13 protein-coding genes and 2 pseudogenes are annotated in these 17,685 nt (G+C 62.4%); 6 read left to right on the top strand and 9 right to left on the bottom strand.

What is annotated here, in order from left to right; translation table 11 throughout:
• Positions 1-852 (top strand): diguanylate cyclase (locus tag V5B44_RS24020; RefSeq protein WP_332361585.1); only part of this gene is annotated, 852 nt, incomplete at its 5' end.
• Positions 853-961: 109 nt separating this feature from the next.
• On the opposite strand, the gene V5B44_RS24015 is transcribed toward V5B44_RS24020, so the two are convergent.
• The gene (locus V5B44_RS24015; protein ID WP_332361583.1) at positions 962-1,288 is read right to left on the bottom strand and encodes a hypothetical protein; all 327 of its coding nucleotides are present in this window, start codon (positions 1,286-1,288) and stop codon (positions 962-964) included.
• 279 nt (positions 1,289-1,567) lie between these two features.
• Here V5B44_RS24015 and V5B44_RS24010 point away from each other — a divergent pair, with 279 nt between their 5' ends.
• The 3 genes from V5B44_RS24010 to V5B44_RS24000 all read left to right on the top strand — a co-directional run bounded on the left by V5B44_RS24010 (position 1,568) and on the right by V5B44_RS24000 (position 4,707).
• Positions 1,568-2,485: a fructosamine kinase family protein gene (locus V5B44_RS24010; RefSeq protein WP_332361581.1), complete on the top strand. Its 918-nt coding sequence runs from the start codon at positions 1,568-1,570 to the stop codon at positions 2,483-2,485.
• Between the two features lie 50 nt (positions 2,486-2,535).
• On the top strand, positions 2,536-4,197 hold the full coding sequence (locus V5B44_RS24005; RefSeq protein ID WP_332361579.1) for a hypothetical protein: 1,662 nt from the start codon (positions 2,536-2,538) through the stop codon (positions 4,195-4,197).
• Between the two features lie 171 nt (positions 4,198-4,368).
• Positions 4,369-4,707 (top strand): hypothetical protein, encoded by a 339-nt coding sequence (locus tag V5B44_RS24000; protein WP_332361577.1) that lies wholly within the window; start codon positions 4,369-4,371, stop codon positions 4,705-4,707.
• A gap of 76 nt (positions 4,708-4,783) precedes the next feature.
• Here the strand turns inward: V5B44_RS24000 and accC are convergent.
• The 4 genes and pseudogenes from accC to scpA all read right to left on the bottom strand — a co-directional run bounded on the left by accC (position 4,784) and on the right by scpA (position 11,598).
• Positions 4,784-6,774, bottom strand: a pseudogene (accC, locus tag V5B44_RS23995) (acetyl-CoA carboxylase biotin carboxylase subunit).
• Positions 6,775-6,793: 19 nt separating this feature from the next.
• A pseudogene (locus V5B44_RS23990) lies at positions 6,794-8,325 on the bottom strand (acyl-CoA carboxylase subunit beta).
• Positions 8,326-8,396: 71 nt separating this feature from the next.
• Positions 8,397-9,395, bottom strand: coding sequence for a methylmalonyl Co-A mutase-associated GTPase MeaB (meaB, locus tag V5B44_RS23985; RefSeq protein ID WP_332361575.1), 999 nt, complete (start codon positions 9,393-9,395; stop codon positions 8,397-8,399).
• A 31-nt stretch (positions 9,396-9,426) separates the two neighbouring features.
• Positions 9,427-11,598 (bottom strand): methylmalonyl-CoA mutase, encoded by a 2,172-nt coding sequence (scpA, locus tag V5B44_RS23980; protein WP_332361573.1) that lies wholly within the window; start codon positions 11,596-11,598, stop codon positions 9,427-9,429.
• A 197-nt stretch (positions 11,599-11,795) separates the two neighbouring features.
• Here scpA and V5B44_RS23975 point away from each other — a divergent pair, with 197 nt between their 5' ends.
• Both V5B44_RS23975 and V5B44_RS23970 read left to right on the top strand, forming a co-directional pair.
• Complete coding sequence (locus V5B44_RS23975; RefSeq protein ID WP_332361571.1) at positions 11,796-12,467, top strand: GntR family transcriptional regulator; 672 nt, start codon at positions 11,796-11,798, stop codon at positions 12,465-12,467.
• Positions 12,464-13,243 carry an enoyl-CoA hydratase/isomerase family protein gene (locus tag V5B44_RS23970; RefSeq protein ID WP_332361569.1) on the top strand — a complete coding sequence of 260 codons (780 nt, stop codon included), beginning with the start codon at positions 12,464-12,466 and terminating at the stop codon, positions 13,241-13,243. Before V5B44_RS23975 ends, V5B44_RS23970 begins: the two co-directional genes overlap by 4 nt.
• 9 nt (positions 13,244-13,252) lie before the next feature.
• Here the strand turns inward: V5B44_RS23970 and V5B44_RS23965 are convergent, their stop codons facing one another.
• The 4 genes from V5B44_RS23965 to V5B44_RS23950 form a co-directional block, all read right to left on the bottom strand.
• Positions 13,253-14,053, bottom strand: a complete 801-nt coding sequence (locus tag V5B44_RS23965) for a sulfite exporter TauE/SafE family protein (RefSeq protein ID WP_332361567.1) — start codon at positions 14,051-14,053, stop codon at positions 13,253-13,255.
• A 110-nt stretch (positions 14,054-14,163) separates the two neighbouring features.
• A complete protein-coding gene (gene rfbD / locus V5B44_RS23960; RefSeq protein WP_332361565.1) occupies positions 14,164-15,060 on the bottom strand; it encodes a dTDP-4-dehydrorhamnose reductase in 897 nt (298 codons plus the stop codon).
• Positions 15,057-16,124 (bottom strand): dTDP-glucose 4,6-dehydratase, encoded by a 1,068-nt coding sequence (gene rfbB / locus V5B44_RS23955; RefSeq protein ID WP_332361562.1) that lies wholly within the window; start codon positions 16,122-16,124, stop codon positions 15,057-15,059. The genes rfbD and rfbB overlap by 4 nt, the downstream gene beginning before the upstream one ends.
• Before the next feature lie 91 nt (positions 16,125-16,215).
• The gene (locus V5B44_RS23950) at positions 16,216-17,637 is read right to left on the bottom strand and encodes a mannose-1-phosphate guanylyltransferase/mannose-6-phosphate isomerase (RefSeq protein ID WP_291911272.1); all 1,422 of its coding nucleotides are present in this window, start codon (positions 17,635-17,637) and stop codon (positions 16,216-16,218) included.
• Positions 17,638-17,685 lie beyond the last annotated feature (48 nt).

Below are 17,685 nucleotides of genomic sequence, written 5' to 3'. Positions count from 1 at the left end.
GGCGACGCCGTTCTGAAGCGCCTGACGACGCTGCTGCAGGCAAAGCTGCGCAGCGCGGATTCGCTGGCCCGCTGGGGCGGTGAGGAATTCGTCATCCTGTGCCCCAACACCGGACGCTCGACGGCCGCAATGCTTGCCGAACGGCTGCGCCGCGAGGTCGCCATGGCGAAGTTTCCGGAAGCAGGAGCGGTCACGGTGAGCATCGGGGTCGCCGAATGCGAGCCCGGCGAGAGCTGGGAGCAGTGGTTTGAGCGCGCCGACGAAGCGCTCTACCGGGCCAAGACCGGGGGCCGCAACCAGGTCCAGGCGGCACCGGAAACGCCGCAGCGCGCCGGCCCGGAACAGTACGTGGTCGCGAACTTCGTTCAACTGGTCTGGCACCCGGCGTATGAATGCGGCAATGAACTGGTCGATCGAGGTCACCGCCAGCTTTTCGCGGACGCCAACGAACTGCTGTCGGCAATCCTCTCCGAGCATACCGCGGAACAGGTAAACGCGATTGTCGATCGCCTCGTCGCCGACATCCTGCAGCACTTCTGCGACGAGGAGACGGTAATCGTCGACGCCGGCTTCCCTGCCGCCGCAGAGCACATCGTCCTGCACCGCGCGCTGGTCGATCAGGCACTGAAACTGACCGGGGCGTACCGCACCGGCACGAAGGGGGTCGGTGACGTGTTTCAGTTTCTCGCCTATGACGTGGTCACCAAACACATGCTGGGCGCAGACCGCGTGTTCTTCGACACACTGCGACCACAAGCTGCGGCCGCGGGCCGGCCAGGCAAGCGGCTATCAACCCGGAGCAAGCCGCCGCAACGTCAAAGCACTCCGGCAATGCCAGACCCGCTGGCGTGAGCAGCGAGCCGGGGCACGACAGGACGAGCGCGCCCATGCGCCAAGTAGCCGCAGGAAAGAAAACCGGGCCATACGGCCCGGTTGCCAGACGGGGAAAATCCTCCGACGCCTACTTGCTGACCGCCGCCTTGGCCTTGTCGGCAGCCTCCTTGGTGGCATCCGCCGCTTCCTTGGTGGCATCGGCGGCCTTGACGACCATTTCCTTGCCAGCCTCCTTGGTCGCGGCCATGGCGTCCTTGCCGGCCTCCTTAGTGGCTTCGGCAGCGGCACCTACCGCTTCGCCGGCCTTCTTGGCCGCTTCGTCGGCTTTCTGCTTCGCTTCGCTGGCGAGTCGCGCGGCTTCGGCTTTGGCGGCCTCCGCTTTCTTGGCGTCCTCGCCACAAGCAGCAAGGCCGATTGCCAGGAAGGCGGAAACAACGAGCAGGCGGATTTTCATGATTTTGAACTCCAGTACGGGGATTGATCGGAGAAATGCCAACCACTGCATGGTCGGACAACTCTTCACGGAAAGCCCGGCCACGATCGACCGCTGGTTTGACAGCGGGCTCGCGACCACCTCCGCGAATGCGGACTATCACAACACATTTGCCGGCACGAGTAAACCGACTGCCCGGCGACAGTCACCGCGACGCTCATCGCCGACCGGCCGACCAGGCCATGTCGCTGCGACCACAGACCGCGGCAGCAACTGCCAACGTTGGCTGCAAGGATCTGCATGACTCCCGGTCATCACCCCCTTGACCCAGCGCTGCGCGCCGCCTTGAGCACGGTCATCGGCGGTGACCGGAATCCGGCGGCAGCGATCGACTCGGCGACCGAGATCGGCGGCGGTTCGATCTCGCGCGCGCTCCTCGTCGAAAGTGCCGGACAGCGCTGCTTCGTCAAGCTGAATGACGCCAGCCTGGCCGGGATGTTCGCCGCCGAGGCCGACGGTCTGGGGGCACTGGCTGCCTGTTCGGCGCTGCGCGTACCGCGCGTCTTCGGACACGGCATCTGCGGCCGGCAGGCCTACCTGGTGCTTGAGTATCTCCCCCTGCAACCCTTGCGCGAACGCCGCCATGGCAGCGAAGCCGGACGCTCGCTGGCCGCACTGCACCGCATTCGGGGCCCTCAGTTCGGCTGGCAGCACGACAACTTCATCGGCAGCAGCCCGCAGTACAACAAGCAGCAGCGGACCTGGGCCCTGTTCTTCGCCCGCCAGCGACTCCTGCCACAGCTCGCAATGGCACGGCGCCAGGGTCAACACGGCAAGCTGATCGCCAACGGCGAGCGGCTGGCGGAGAAGGTGCCGGCGCTGTTCGTCGACCATCAGCCGCAGCCGAGCCTGTTGCACGGCGATCTGTGGTCCGGTAACGCCGCGGTCGATGAAGCGGGAACCCTGACACTGTTCGATCCGGCGGTCTATTTCGGCGATCGCGAGGCGGATCTGGCGATGACCGAACTGTTCGGCGGTTTTCCCGACAGCTTTTACGCCGCCTACCGCGAGGCCTGGCCGGTGGCCGATGGTTTTGAACAGCGCAAACTGCTGTACAACCTTTACCATGTACTCAACCACCTGAACCTGTTCGGCAGTGGCTATCTGCACCAGGCCGAGCGGATGATCGCCAGGCTGCTGGCAGAGATCGGCGGCTGACGACAGTGCCGAATGACCGCCCGCCACGCAGTCGCTTTCCGGAGGATCCGATGGACGTCGCAACCAGGGAAGTTGAGCAGCGGGTCAGTCATTTTCGCCAGATTCTCTTGTGGCCACTGCAGTTGATGCCGCTACCCGAAGACAGCCCTTTCCAGCATCACTATCAGCTACTGGAACAGAAGACGCCGGACAATCCGTGGGGCGAATTGGCCGACGAATTCTGCGGCGACCCTGAACAGTTCCACGAGCGCCATTACAGCGAGTTCGTCACTTTCCTGCCTTACGTGCAACGCTTCCTCTACGGCGAGAAGGGGGGCGAGGAGACTGACCCCCGCTATGGCGAATCACCGATCCGCATCTTCCGCCGTCAGGATGTGGCGAAGGTGCGCATGACCTTCAAGGAAAGTGAAACGCCACTCAGCTTCGACATCGTCCACCTCGATCTCTATTTCTTCTACGATATCGACGTGGTCATCCTGGTTGTCGAGATCGCAGCCGACAATCTCGGCCTGCGGCAGGTCCAGGACACCCTTTACCGCTTTGGCCGGGCTTACCCACCGTATTGGGACGAGGACGGCAGCGGTGGCCACTGCCTCAGGTGCGCCGAATGGATGGCGGCGGACGGCGCGGTGCTGGCGGTCTCCGATTACGAGAAACGCAGTAAGTATCTGTCTTTCGTCAGCCGCTTCCGCGCGCCGTGCATCTCGTCGCACTGGGAATTCCTGTTGCGACCGCTGGTCCTCCACCACTCCGACGAGGACGGCCCGGTCCGCTACCGGCAAATCGAGTATCACCGCATGCCGCTGCTCGCCTACCTGGCAATGGACGATCCGCGCAGCCTGAGTCGCGGCGACTTTGCCCGCCTGGTACTGGTCAGCGGGCCGGGAAAGAGCGGCTCGCTGCCCTACTCCGACCAGCACCTCGAAGGCTTCGAGACGCGCTTCTGCTACGACCGCTATTGGCATCCGCAAGCCGACCAGCCCGGCACCCGGCTGCTCTCCTGCGGCCACGCCTTTGTCATGGTCGGCAGCGCCCATGATGCCTATTTCACAGGGCTGGAGAACGGTCTGCTCGGGCAGTTTCGCCACCAGTTCTTCCTCCTGGCACTGATTCCGCATTTCCACAAGGCGGCTTTGCTGATGCTCTCCGATCGTCTGGTCACGGCACTCAACCGGCTGGAGATCGGCAATGCCGAAGCGGTCAAGCAGTTCAAGCGGGCAATTCGCGAGATCCTCGAGGTCTTCCTGCGCTTTACCCACCGCTACTGGTTCTACGAGATCTCCGACCAGGCGCAGGCGCGGGCCCTCTTCAGCATGACCCGCGAGCACCTGGGAACCGAGAGGGTGTATACCGAACTGCGTGAGGAAATCCAGGACATGAGCCAGTACCTCGACAGCGACAGCCTGCGCCGGCAGGCCAACACGGTCGTCCGGCTGACCGTGGTGACCACCGCTGGCCTGATCGCGACCATCAGCACCGGTTTTCTCGGCATGAATCTGATCGATGCTGCACAGGACCCCCTGCCCGACCGGCTGCTTTTTTTCGCGCTCGTCTTCCTGCCCTCCGCCTTGCTCACCGGTTTCGCCATCGTCAAGTCGAAGCGGCTGTCGGACTTCCTCGAAGCGCTCTCCGACGAACGCCTGTCGCAGCGTGACAAACTCGCCACCCTCGTCGCCGTCTGGCGAAAGAAGCGCCCGCCGGGCCCGGGGTGACCCAGTATGAATGCTTTGTTGCCACCAGAGGTGTAGATTGCAGCTCGCGCCAGGCCGTTTCGATTATCGCCTGAAGGTCACCACGGGGAGCACCAGCCGATGGTGACTTTGGACGCAGGCAAGGCCTTGGCCTTGACGCAAGTCGGATCCAGGATGCTCTTGGCGTGCATAATGGGCAGCGACATGAGTGACCAATCGATAACCACCATTCCCGCGCGGGCCCAGACGCTCACGGTGCTCCGTTACATGAGCCCGCGGGAGCCCATCCTGATGCTTCCCGGCGAGGAAGATGGTTACGGCACTCGCTGGACGCTGAGTGGTCAGCAGGTCCAACCTGCTATCGCGCAGTACCTCATGTCTCGAGGTTTGATTGCCGAGACCGGGCGGACCGAACTCGGCGCCCGCAAGCTCACACTCACCACCGCAGGCCTACGCGTTCGGGAGGATGGCATCCACTGGTGGTCGGGACTGAGCCTGATCGAGAAGCTGAGGGTCATCATTTTCGGGTGAACAGGGCCGCCTGAAGGACCAAGGCCCGCCTTGCGGCGGGCCTTGGGTTGCCAGCGAGCGCGTCACCGCAACGAGACTACTCGAACTCGATAATCACCTGATCGACCGACAGACTTTCGCCAGCCTTGGCGACAACCTTCTTGACCTTGCAGTCACGTTCGGCCTTGAGAACGTTCTCCATCTTCATGGCCTCGATCACCGCGAGTTTTTCGCCGGCGGCGACTGCTTCGCCTTCCGCCACCGATACCTCGCGCAACAGACCGGGCATTGGCGAGAGCAGGAACCTGGAAAGATCCGGCGGTACCTTCTTCGGCATCAGCGCCAGCATGCGGGCGGCGTTGGCGGTCATCACCGTCGCCTTGACCTGTTTGCCGAAGTGGACGACGCGATAGAGCAGGCCGATCCGCTCGAGTTGCAGGCAGAGCGGTACGCCGTTGCAGGTCCCGTGGAAAACGAGTTCGCCGAACCGCCAGTCGGAAACGAGATCGTAGCGATCGACACCGTGCGTGACTGAATAGCCGCCAGTGATCGGCGTGACCACCACCGGGTAATCCTTACCTTCCATCTGGACGACCCACTCGGTCCCCACCTTGCGCTGGTGACCCGGCATCTGGCCGCTGACCTGGACCGCGCGATCAATATAGCGCCGGCGACCAAAAGCTGCGACGGCGGCGAGCAGACCCGGGTCATCGTGCACCACGTCGGAGGCAACGAAGCCATTCGGAAACTCTTCGGCGATGAACGAGGTGGTGAACACCCCGGACAGGAAGCGCGGATTCTGCATCAGCGCTGCCTGAAACGGTATGTTGGAATCGATGCCTCGAATCACGAAGGCACTAAGCGCGTCACGCAAGCGGCTGATCGCCTGGTCGCGGGTGGCGCCATGACAGATCAGCTTGGCGATCATCGAGTCGTAATACATCGAAATCTCGCCGCCTTCAAAGACGCCGGTATCGACCCGGACCTGGCCTTCGATGGTTTCGGGCGGCCGATACTTGACCAGACGACCGACGGAAGGCAGGAATCCGCGGAACGGGTCTTCCGCGTTGATCCGGCACTCGATCGCCCAGCCGTTCGGCTTGATGTCCTCCTGCTTGAACGGCAGGGGTTCGCCGGCGGCAACACGGATCATCAACTCGACGAGGTCGACGCCGGTGATCATTTCGGTCACCGGGTGTTCGACCTGCAGGCGGGTGTTCATTTCAAGGAAAGTAGAACGACTTGTCGGAACCGACCACGAACTCGACGGTTCCCGCGCTCTGATAGTTAACCGCTTTGGCCAGAGCGACGGCCTGCTCACCCATCGCCTTGCGGATCTTGTCGTCGATGAATGGTGACGGCGCTTCCTCCGAGCACCTTCTGATGCCGCCGCTGGATTGAACACTCGCGCTCGAGCAGGTAGACGGTGTTGCCGAACGAGTCGGCAATCACCTGGATCTCGATGTGATGCGGTCCTTCGACGAACTTTTCGATGAACACACGATCGTCGCCAAAACTGTTGCGAGCTTCATTTCGGCAAGCTTCGAAGCCCTCGAATGCCTCCTTGTCGTTGAACGCGACGCGCAGGCCCTTGCCACCGCCACCGGCGGAGGCCTTGATCATCACCGGGTAACCGATTCCCTTGGCGATCTCGACGGCTTGGGCGGAGTCGGTGATCTCTGCGTTGTAGCCGGGAATGGTGTTGACCTTGGCCTCCATCGCCAGCTTCTTCGAGGCGATCTTGTCGCCCATCGCGGCCACTGAATAGTGCTTCGGCCCGATGAAGATGATGCCGTTGTCTTCAAGACGGCGCGAGAACTCCTCGTTCTCGGAAAGGAAGCCGTAGCCAGGGTGCACTGCCTCGGCGCCGGTCTGCTTGCAGGCGGCGATGATCTTGTCGATCACCAGATACGATTCCTTGGACGCTGCCGGGCCGATACAGACCCCCTCATCGGCCATCAGCACGTGCATCGAGTCCTTGTCGGCTTCGGAATAGACCGCGACCGTCCTGATACCCATTTTCTTGGCGGTCTTCATCACCCGGCAGGCAATCTCACCCCGGTTGGCGATCAGTATTTTCTTGAACATCTCTATTTCTCCCCGTGGATCAAAGCGGAATGTTGCCGTGCTTGCGCCACGGGTTTTCCAGCTGCTTGTTGCGCAACATGGCGAGAGAACGGCAGATACGCTTGCGGGTCTCGTTCGGCATGATCACGTCGTCGATGAAGCCGCGCGCACCGGCAACAAAGGGATTGGCAAACTTGGCCTTGTACTCGGCTTCGCGGGCTGCCAGCTTGGCCGGGTCACCCTTTTCCTCGCGGAAAATGATCTCGACCGCGCCTTTGGGACCCATGACCGCAATTTCGGCTGACGGCCAGGCGAAGTTGACGTCGCCGCGCAGGTGTTTGGAGGCCATCACGTCATAGGCACCGCCATAAGCCTTGCGGGTGATCACGGTGATCTTCGGCACCGTGCACTCAGCGTAGGCATACAGGAGTTTGGCGCCATGCTTGATGATGCCGCCGTACTCCTGCGCGGTGCCGGGCATGAACCAGGCACGTCAACGAAGGTCACCACCGGAATGTTGAAAGCGTCGCAGTAGCGAACGAAGCGGGCGGCCTTGATCGAACTCTTGATGTCGAGGCAGCCGGCAAGCACCAGCGGCTGGTTGGCAACGATGCCGACCGTCGAGCCATCCATCCGGGCGAACCCAATCACAATGTTCTTGGCGTACTCGCGCTGCAGTTCAAAGAAGTCGCCGTCATCGGCAACCTTGATGATCAGTTCCTTGATGTTGTATGGCTTGTTGGGATTGTCCGGCACCAGCGTGTCGAGCGAGAAATCAAGCCGCTCAGCCGGATCCTGCGACGGAAGGCGCGGCGGCTTTTCGCGGTTGTTCGACGGCAGGAAGCTGATGAAGCGGCGAATCATCATCAGCGCTTCGACGTCGTTCTCGAAGGCCAGGTCGGCAACACCCGACTTGCTGGTATGCGTCACGGCGCCACCGAGTTCCTCTGCAGTAACGTCTTCATGGGTCACCGTCTTGACCACTTCCGGGCCGGTGACGAACATGTAGGACGAATCCTTGACCATGAAGATGAAGTCGGTCATCGACGGGCTGTAGACCGCGCCACCGGCACAAGGACCCATGATCAGGGAAATCTGCGGCACAACGCCCGAGGCAAGAACGTTGCGCTGGAAAACGTCGGCGTAACCGGCGAGCGAAGCGACACCTTCCTGGATGCGCGCACCGCCCGAATCGTTGAGACCGATCACCGGTGCCCCGACCTTGATCGCATGATCCATCACCTTGCAGATCTTCTCTGCATGCGCCTCCGAGAGGGAACCGCCAAAGACAGTGAAGTCCTGCGAGAAGACGAACATCAGCCGGCCGTTGATCGTGCCGCAGCCGATGACCACACCGTCGCCTGGCACTGACTGTTCGGCCATGCCGAAGTCATTGCAGCGGTGCTCCTTGAACATGTCCCACTCTTCGAAAGAACCGGTATCGAGCAGCAGCTCGATGCGCTCGCGGGCAGCCAGTTTGCCCTTGCTGTGCTGGCTGTCAATGCGTTTCTGGCCACCACCCAAACAGGCCGCCGCGCGCTTTTCTGCAAGCTGGCGAATGATGTCGTGCATATGTTCTACTCCCTAACGGTCGCGTCAATCAGAACTACTAAACAAGTTGGAGGATCTCGGTCCCTGCAATGTCAGTGCTTCAAATAGGCCAGCAGCCGTGAGGCCGCTGCACCCGGTGTGGTGCGCCCTTCGGCGACGTCGCGTGACAAGTCCGGCAGCGCGGAGCGAACTCCGTGATGAGAACGAAAATAGCGTCGCAGACCGGAATCGATCAGACTCCACATCCAGTCTACGGACTGTCGACGCCGCTTCTCGTCGAACTCGCCGGTGGCGGTCAAGGTGCTCTGGTACCGTTCGATTTCCGCCCAGAACTCGGCGATGCCGCGTTTCGCCAGAGCACTCACGGTCAGCACGGGTGGTCGCCAGTTGGGGCTGGCGCTGCGCAGCATGGTCAGCGCCGCCTTCATCTGCCCGCGGGCGAAGGCGGCGGCGCGCTCATCGATATCCGCCTTGTTGAAAACGATGAGGTCGGCAATTTCGACGATCCCCTTCTTGATCGCCTGCAGGTCGTCACCGGCGTTCGGCAACTGCAGCAATACGAAAACGTCGACCATGCCGGCAACCGTCGTCTCGGATTGTCCGACACCCACCGTTTCAACGATGATCACGTCGAAGCCGGCCGCTTCGCAAACCAGCATTGCCTCACGCGTCTTGTCAGCGACGCCACCCAGCGAACCGGCCGAAGGGCTGGGCCGGATGAAAGCTTCATCGCGCTGACAGAGCAACTCCATGCGGGTCTTGTCGCCAAGAATCGATCCACCAGATACCGACGAAGACGGGTCGACCGCGAGTACGGCAACGCGCTTGCCGGCTTCGATCAGATAGATGCCCAGAGATTCGATGAAAGTCGACTTGCCGGCACCCGGCGAACCGGAGATGCCGACCCGGATCGTCCGTCCGGTGTGTGGCAGCAACGCCGCCAATACCTGTCGGGCGCGGCGCTGGTGATCGCTGTGTGTCGATTCGACGAGGGTGATAGTCTTGGCCAGCGCCCGCCGGCGACCAGCCAGAACACCGTCAACGAGATGCTGGTCGGCAGCCGTCAGGGTGCCGGCGGTAGCGCTGGTCATGTCCATAACCTGTGATGGGAGAGGCAATCAGTCAGACTATGGCGTGCCTTGCCTTGCGGATTTCTGCCAGAACGGTCATCGCCGAATCCTCGATGCGTGTGCCCGGCCCGAAAATGGCCTTGGCGCCAGCCTGGAACAGAAAGTCATAATCCTGGGCCGGGATCACCCCGCCGGCGAAGACAATGATGTCATCAGCGCCCTGATCCTTGAGCGCCTGAACCAGCGCCGGCAGCAACGTCTTGTGTCCGGCTGCGAGCGAGGAGACGCCGACGGCGTGGACGTCGTTCTCGATGGCCAGACGAGCGGCCTCCTCCGGGGTCTGGAACAGCGGGCCGACATCGATGTCGAAACCGAGGTCGGCAAAGGCGGTTGCCACCACCTTGGCACCACGGTCGTGACCATCCTGGCCGAGCTTGGCGATCATGATCCGCGGCCGGCGGCCTTCCTCTTCGTTGAACTGGTTGATTTCAGCTTTCAGCGTTTCCCAGCTGGCCATGCCCTCGACGACCGCGCCATAGACCCCGGAGACGGTCTGTTGCGTGGCGCGGAAGCGGCCGAACACTTTCTCCATCGCGTCGGAGATTTCACCCACCGAAGCGCGCAGGCGCATGGCCTTGACCGTGAAGTCGAGCAGATTACCTTCGCCGGTTTCAGCGCAACGCGTCAGATCGGCCAGTGCTGCGTTGACCTTGTCACCGTCGCGGTTTTCCCGAACCGACTTCAGGCGTGCGATCTGCGAATCGCGGACGGCGTTGTTGTCGATGTCGCGAATATCGATCGCGTCTTCCTTGGCGAGTTTGTACTTGTTCACGCCGACGATCACGTCCTTGCCCGAATCTATGCGCGCCTGTTTGTCGGCAGCGCAGCCCTCAATCTTCATTTTCGCCCAGCCGGACTCAACGGCATGCGTCATGCCACCCATGCTTTCGACCTCTTCGATGATCTTCCACGCTTCATCGACCAGATCCTGCGTCAGCTTCTCCATCATGTACGAGCCGGCCCACGGATCGATGACGCTGGTGATGTGCGTCTCTTCCTGGATGACCAGCTGCGTGTTGCGGGCGATGCGCGAGGAGAATTCCGTCGGCAGCGCGATGGCCTCGTCGAGGGCGTTGGTGTGCAGCGACTGGGTGCCGCCAAAAACCGCCGCCATCGCCTCGATGGTCGTCCTCACGACGTTGTTGTAGGGGTCCTGTTCGGTCAGCGACCAACCGGAGGTCTGGCAGTGGGTGCGCAGCATCATCGACTTCGGACTCTTCGGCGAAAACTCCTGCATGATCTTCCACCACAGCAGGCGGGCGGCGCGCAGCTTGGCCACCTCGAGGTAGAAATTCATTCCGATGGCGAAGAAGAAGGAAAGGCGGCCGGCAAAGAAGTCGACGTCGAGCCCCGAGGCAATCGCCGTTTTCACGTAATCGCGACCGTCAGCCAGCGTAAAAGCCAGCTCGAGAGCCTGTGTTGCGCCGGCCTCCTGCATGTGATAACCCGAAATGGAGATCGAGTTGAACTTCGGCATGTTGTTTGCCGTGTAGCCAATGATGTCGGCGATGATCCTCATCGACGGCTTCGGCGGATAGATGTAGGTGTTGCGGACCATGAACTCCTTGAGGATGTCGTTCTGGATCGTCCCCGAGAGCTTGTCCTGCGGCACGCCCTGCTCTTCGGCGGCAACGATATAGCCGGCGAGAATCGGCAGCACGGCACCGTTCATCGTCATCGACACCGAGATCTTGTCGAGCGGAATGCCGTCGAACAGGATCTTCATGTCTTCGACCGAGTCGATCGCCACGCCGGCCTTGCCGACGTCGCCGGTGACGCGCGGATGGTCGGAGTCGTAACCGCGGTGCGTCGCCAGGTCAAAAGCCACCGAGACGCCCTGACCACCGGCGGCCAGCGCCTTGCGGTAGAACGCATTCGATGCTTCCGCGGTGGAGAAGCCGGCGTACTGCCGAATCGTCCACGGACGCACGGCATACATCGTGGCCTGAGGACCACGGACGAAAGGAGCGAGGCCAGGCAGCGTATCCGTGTACTGCAGACCTTCGAGATCTGCCTTGGTGTACAGTGACTTGACAACGATTCCCTCGGGTGTAACCCAGTTCAGTGCTTCAACATTCCCACCGGGTGCAGACTTGGTGGCTGCCTTTTTCCAGGCATCGAGGCTTGCAGAATCGAGTGGTGCAGCATTGTTCGCGTTGGACATGACGGAACCTTTCAAGAAATCTGTGGATTGAGGCGGTACTTCCGACTGACGACGCGGAAGCCCTGTTGCTCAGGCGGTCGCGCTGCTTTGCGCAGCCCATTTTAACGCTTGACACCCCGCTCAGCGAATAATACTGTATCCATAATTATGAAAGCAAGGTTCCTTGGAGACCCTGAGCAGCTCACCGAAGAAGATCGATGGCTCCGAGTCGTATAGCCCAGACTGCCCTCTACCAGGAAGTCGCTGAAAGACTCCGGCAGCGCATCTTCGCGCACGAGCTGTTGCCGGGAACCCGTATTGACGAACAACTGCTGACGGTCGACTACGGCATCAGCCGCACCCCCTTGCGTGAAGCGCTCAAGGTACTGGCTGCCGAAGGCCTGGTGACGCTGAGGCCACGTCGCGGCTGCTTCGTGACCGAAATCTCGGAGCAGGATCTCGATGAAATCTTTCCCCTGATGGCGATGCTCGAGGGCCGCTGTGCGCAAGAAGCAACGAAACGAGCCCAGCCGGAGCAGATCGCCAAACTTGAAGCAATCCACCGACAACTGCAACGTTTTGCCGGCAGCAACCAGATCGAACGTTTTTTTGAGGCGAATCAGGAATTTCATTTCCGCATCCAGGAAATGTCCGAGAACCGCTGGTTGCGGCAGGTGATCCAGGACCTGCGCAAGGTACTCAAGCTGACGCGCCTGTTTTCGCTGAGCATTGACGGTCGTCTGCAGCAATCGCTGGCGGAACATGCTGCCATCCTTGCAGCAATCAAGGCTGGCGATGCGCTGCGCGCGCAGAGATTGATGCACGACCACATCCTCGCCGGACGAGAGGCGCTGGCCAGGATCCAGTCTCCGCAGGAGTTGGTGTCGTGAGTGGCACAGTCCTTTGCGCTCATGAGAAGGCCATCGCGACGGTCACGCTGTCGAATCCGGGCAAGCTCAACGCGATCGACTTCGCCATGTGGCAGCACCTGGCCAGAACGTTCAGCGATCTGTCTGCGGACGATCGGGTGCGCTGCGTCGTCCTGCGCGGTGACGGTGGACAGGCTTTCGCTGCGGGCGGCGACATCGGGGAGTTCCTCACCCGGCGCGACACCCTCGATCATGCGCTGATCTACCACGGGCAGGCCGGTGCCGCCTTGCAGGCGGTGTTCGACTGTCGCCATCCGACGATCGCCCTGATTCAGGGCGCCTGCATCGGCGGCGGGCTGGAGATCGCCGCGCAGTGCGACCTGCGAATCTGTGGTGAGTCGTCGCGTTTTGGCGTGCCGATCAACCGGCTTGGTTTCTCCATGTACCCAGCCGAAATGGAAGGTCTACTCCGTCTTGCCGGACCGGCAACGGTGCGTGAAATCCTGCTCGAAGGTCGAATCCTCAGTTCGTCCGAGGCCCTGGCCAAAGGTCTGGTCACCCGAGTCGTCGCTGATGCCGAAGTCGTCGACGAAGCCTACGCCAGCGCCCGCCGCATCTGCGCCGGCGCGCCGCTGGTCGCCAGCTGGCACAAGCAGTGGGTGCGCCGCCTGCAGCACGACATTCCGCTCAGCGAGCAGGAACTGCGTGCCTCGTTCGCTTTTCTCGAGACCGAAGATTACCGCGAAGGCCTGTCGGCTTTTCTCGACAAACGGCAGCCGAATTTCAGCGGCCGCTGAACGCCGGCATCAGGCGAAGAGACTCCACAACATCTTTCCCGCGAGCACGATCAGCACGCCGGCAAAAAGGCGTTTCAAGGTAGCCACCGGCAGACGGTGTGCCAGTCTTGCCCCCAGCGGCGCGGTCAGCATGCTCGATGGCACCAGCCAGATGAACGCCGGCAGAAAAACGTAGCCGAGGCTCCACTGCGGCAGTCCGGGGTGCTCCCAGCCGTTGAAGATGTAGCCGAGCGAGCCGCCAACGGCAATCGGAAAACCGATTGCCGCCGACGTCCCGATCGCCTGTTGCACGCGCACATTGCACCAGGTGAGAAACGGCACCGTGAGCGAGCCCCCGCCAATGGCCACCAGCGCCGACACCGCACCGATGCCGGTACCGACCGCGACGACGCCGGCCGCACCCGGCAACTCGCGCGACGCTTTCGGCTTGAGGTTGAGGATCATCTGCACCGCCACCAGGCAGACGAAAGCGGTAAAGAACACCGCCAGCGGCTTGGCCGGAACGTTGGCGGCGAACAGCGTGCCGAGCAGAGTTCCCAGGAGAATCCCCGGCGTGATCTGGACGACGACCGGCCAGAGCACGGCGCCATGCCGGTGATGCGTCATCAGGCTGGCCAGCGAGGTGAACAGGATCGCCGCCATCGACGTGCCGAGTGCCAGATGCAGGACCTCGCCCGGTGGAAATCCTGCCTGGGCAGCGAACATCATGGTCAGTGTCGGCACCATCACCAGTCCGCCGCCAATGCCGAGCATGCCGGCGAAAAAACCGGTGAATAGACCCAGCGCGATATATGCCAGCCACCAGAGCAACTCGACCTCCCGTCAGCACCCTCGTCCGAAGCTGGCTATCATCTCACCATTGGCGCCCGGATGTCTTCCCCGATCGACCAGTCGCCGGCTGGCGACGGTCGATCGTCGACTCACTGCCCGAGAACTTCCGCCAGCATCCGGTCGACGCCGATTTGCCAGGCCGGCAGGCTGAGGCCAAAGGCCGCCTGCAACTTGCCGGTATCGAGGCGAGAGTTGTGCGGGCGTGGGGCGGGCAACGGGTAGGCACTGCTCGGCACGCCTTCGATGGCGGCAGCGGCAACGCGGATCGCACGGCCGGCTTGCCGGGCATGTTCGATGACGTGCCTGGCGTAGCCGTGCCAGCTGGTTTCTCCGCCCGCCACCAGATGGTAGAGGCCGGCCAGATCGGAGCGCTGGCACACGCTGCGCAGGGCGTGCGCGGTGACGTCCGCAATCAGATCGGCGCCGGTCGGGGCGCCGATCTGATCAGCGACGACCTGCAGGCGCTCGCGTTCACACGCCACGCGCAGCATCGTGCGCGCGAAGTTGTTGCCGCGCGCCGCATAGACCCAGCTGGTACGGAACAGCAGATGCCGGTGGCAACGGGCGACGGCCTGCTCGCCAGCGAGCTTGGTTTTTCCGTAGACGCCGAGCGGGCCGGTCGGATCGCTTTCGCGCCACGGCGTGTCACCGCTCCCGTCAAAGACGTAGTCGGTCGAGTAATGGACCAGCCAGGCGCCGAGGCGGTCGGCTTCCTCGGCCAGAATGCCGGGTGCCAGGGCATTGATGGTCCTCGCCAGTTCGGGTTCCGACTCGGCCTTGTCGACTGCCGTATGGGCGGCCGCGTTGACAATCACATCTGGCGCGACAGCCCGGACGCAGGCAACCAGGCCGGCGAGATCGGTGAAATCGCCGCACAGGTTGCCCTGACCCTCGCAGTCGAGGGCAACGATCTGACCGAGCGGCGCCAGGCTGCGCTGCAACTCCCAGCCAACCTGTCCGCGTTTGCCGAAAAGCAGGATTCTCATGGCTGGCGCTCGCCGTAGTTCTTCTCGACCCAGGCACGATAAGCGCCGGACTGGACATTTCTCACCCAGTCCTGATTCTCAAGGTACCATTGCACGGTCTTGCGGATGCCGGTGGCGAAGGTTTCCGCCGGCTTCCAGCCAAGCTCCCGCTCGATCTTGCGCGCGTCGATGGCGTAACGCCGATCGTGGCCAGGCCGGTCGGTGACGTAGCTGATCTGTTCACGGTAGGGTTTGCCGTCGGCACGCGGACGCAGTTCGTCGAGCAGCGCGCAGACCGTATGGACGATTTCGAGATTGGGCTTCTCGTTCCAGCCGCCGACGTTGTAGGTCTCGCCAGGACGGCCGGCATCCAGGACGCGCCGGATGGCGCTGCAGTGGTCCCTGACGTAGAGCCAGTCGCGAATCTGCTGGCCGTCACCATAGACCGGCAAGGGCTTGCCGGCCAGGGCATTGACGATCATCAACGGAATCAGCTTCTCGGGAAAGTGGTAAGGACCATAGTTGTTCGAGCAGTTGGTGGTCAACACCGGCAGGCCATAGGTGTGGTGATAGGCGCGCACCAGATGGTCGCTCGCCGCCTTGCTCGCCGAGTAGGGGCTGTTCGGCTCGTAGCGATGCGTTTCGCTGAAGGCCGCCTCCTCCCTGGCAAGGGAGCCATAGACTTCGTCGGTCGACACATGCAGAAAGCGAAAACCCTGCCGCCCGTCGTCGTGCAGGCTGCCCCAGTAGCCGCGCACGGCTTCGAGAAGGTGGAAGGTGCCGACGATATTGGTCTGGATGAAGTCTTCCGGTCCATGGATCGAACGATCGACGTGCGACTCGGCAGCAAAGTTGATGATCGCCCGCGGCTGGTACTGCGACAGCAGGCGGCTCGTCAAGTCGCTGTCGCCTATGTCGCCGTGGACGAAAATGTGCCGCGGGTCACCGGCCAGTGCGGCGAGGTTTTCACGATTGCCCGCGTAAGTCAGCTTGTCGAGGTTGATCAGGCCCTCGTCGCTCTGCGCCAGCCAGTCGAGAACGAAGTTGGCTCCGATAAAGCCGGCACCACCGGTCACCAGAATCATGGGGAACGCCTTTCACATGAGGTTGCAGGTACGTTGCAGGTGCAGGGCAGCGATCGCCCGCGCCATCATCGCGCACGGCTGACAGTCATCGTCATCGGCCGTAGCTGTCGTCGAGACGAACGATGTCGTCCTCGCCCAGATAGCTGCCGGACTGGACCTCGACGATTTCGAGGTCGATCTTGCCCGGATTTTCCAGACGATGGACCACCCCCAGCGGAATATAGGTCGACTCGTTTTCCGAAAGCAGCAGCGACTGGTCGCCGCGGACGATCACCGCCGTGCCCTTGACGACCACCCAGTGTTCGGCACGATGGTGATGCTTCTGTAGACTGAGGCTGGCCCCGGGCTTCACCAGGATGCGTTTGACCTGATAGCGCGGACCGTGCGCGAGCCCTTCGTAGCTTCCCCAGGGGCGATGGACGATGTGCCGGAATTCGGTCTCGCAGCGTGCGCTGCGCTTCAATTCGTCGACCAGCGTCTTGACCTCCTGCGCCTTCGCCTTGTCGGCGACCAGGACCGCGTCCGGTGTGGCGATCACGATCAGCTCGCTAATCCCCACCGTGGCGAGCAGTCTACCTTCCGAGACCAGCACGGAATTGCGGCTGTCCACGCTGAGCACATCGCCGCGCTGCGTATTGCCGTTGCCATCGGCCTGCCCGATGCTTGCCAGTGCATCCCAGGCACCGATGTCGTTCCAGCCGGCTGCGAGCGGAATCACGACCCCGCTCTCGGTTTTCTCCATCACCGCGTAGTCGATCGAGTTCGACGGACTCGCAGCAAACGCTACCGGATCGAGGCGTAGGAAATCGAGATCGCGCCGCGCCGTCGCCACGGCCTTGGCAACGCAATCGCGAATGCCTGGCGCGAAACGTTCCAGCGCTTCGAGATAGGTGTCGGCGCGGAACAGGAACATGCCGCTATTCCAGAAGTACTCGCCTGAATCGACGTAGGCGCGCGCGGTCTCCGGATCGGGCTTCTCGACAAAACGGTCGAGCGCATAGCCGCCAGCCAGCGGATCGCCGCGGCGAATATAGCCGTAGCCGGTCTCCGGGCGATCAGGCAGGACGCCGAAGGTGACCAGAGCCCCTGCCAGCGCGTGCGGAACGGCCGCCCTGACCGCGTCCTGGAAAGCCGCCACGTCGGCGATCACGTGATCGGAGGGAAGCACCAGAAGCAGGGGAACGGCTTGCTCACGCTGATCGCCAATCGCCTGCAGCGCTGCCGCGGCCACTGCCGGCGCCGTGTTGCGCGCCGCCGGCTCGAGCAGGATATCGGCCTGCAGGCCGATCTCGAGGAACTGTTCGGCAACCAGGAAGCGGTGGTTTTCGTTCGCCACGGCGATGGTCTTGCCGAGTCCGACCAGCCCATCGAGCCTTTTCAGCGTATTCTGGAGCAGCGAGAAATCATCGACCAGGCGGAGAAACTGCTTCGGGTAATGCGTTCTCGACAGCGGCCACAAACGGGTCCCGGACCCTCCACAGAGGATGACCGGACGAATCACAGGGGAGTCCATTTTGCGCATCTCCAGACAGGGCCCAGGGTCAACTCGCCGCGAGGGGAT

This window comes from Candidatus Accumulibacter necessarius, assembly GCF_036625085.1.
This window is presented reverse-complemented; position numbering and strand designations above follow the sequence as displayed.

Bases quoted from the DNA above. Each gene is read 5' to 3' on its own strand.
- V5B44_RS24005 (WP_332361579.1), top strand. From the start codon at position 2,536: ATGGACGTCGCAACCAGGGAAGTTGAGCAGCGGGTCAGTCATTTTCGC.
- V5B44_RS24010 (WP_332361581.1), top strand. From the start codon at position 1,568: ATGACTCCCGGTCATCACCCCCTTGACCCAGCGCTGCGCGCCGCCTTG.
- V5B44_RS24000 (WP_332361577.1), top strand. From the start codon at position 4,369: ATGGGCAGCGACATGAGTGACCAATCGATAACCACCATTCCCGCGCGG.
- V5B44_RS23950 (WP_291911272.1), bottom strand. From the start codon at position 17,637: ATGGACTCCCCTGTGATTCGTCCGGTCATCCTCTGTGGAGGGTCCGGG.
- rfbD (WP_332361565.1), bottom strand. From the start codon at position 15,060: ATGAGAATCCTGCTTTTCGGCAAACGCGGACAGGTTGGCTGGGAGTTG.
- V5B44_RS24015 (WP_332361583.1), bottom strand. From the start codon at position 1,288: ATGAAAATCCGCCTGCTCGTTGTTTCCGCCTTCCTGGCAATCGGCCTT.
- meaB (WP_332361575.1), bottom strand. From the start codon at position 9,395: ATGACCAGCGCTACCGCCGGCACCCTGACGGCTGCCGACCAGCATCTC.
- rfbB (WP_332361562.1), bottom strand. From the start codon at position 16,124: ATGATTCTGGTGACCGGTGGTGCCGGCTTTATCGGAGCCAACTTCGTT.
- scpA (WP_332361573.1), bottom strand. From the start codon at position 11,598: ATGTCCAACGCGAACAATGCTGCACCACTCGATTCTGCAAGCCTCGAT.
- V5B44_RS23975 (WP_332361571.1), top strand. From the start codon at position 11,796: ATGGCTCCGAGTCGTATAGCCCAGACTGCCCTCTACCAGGAAGTCGCT.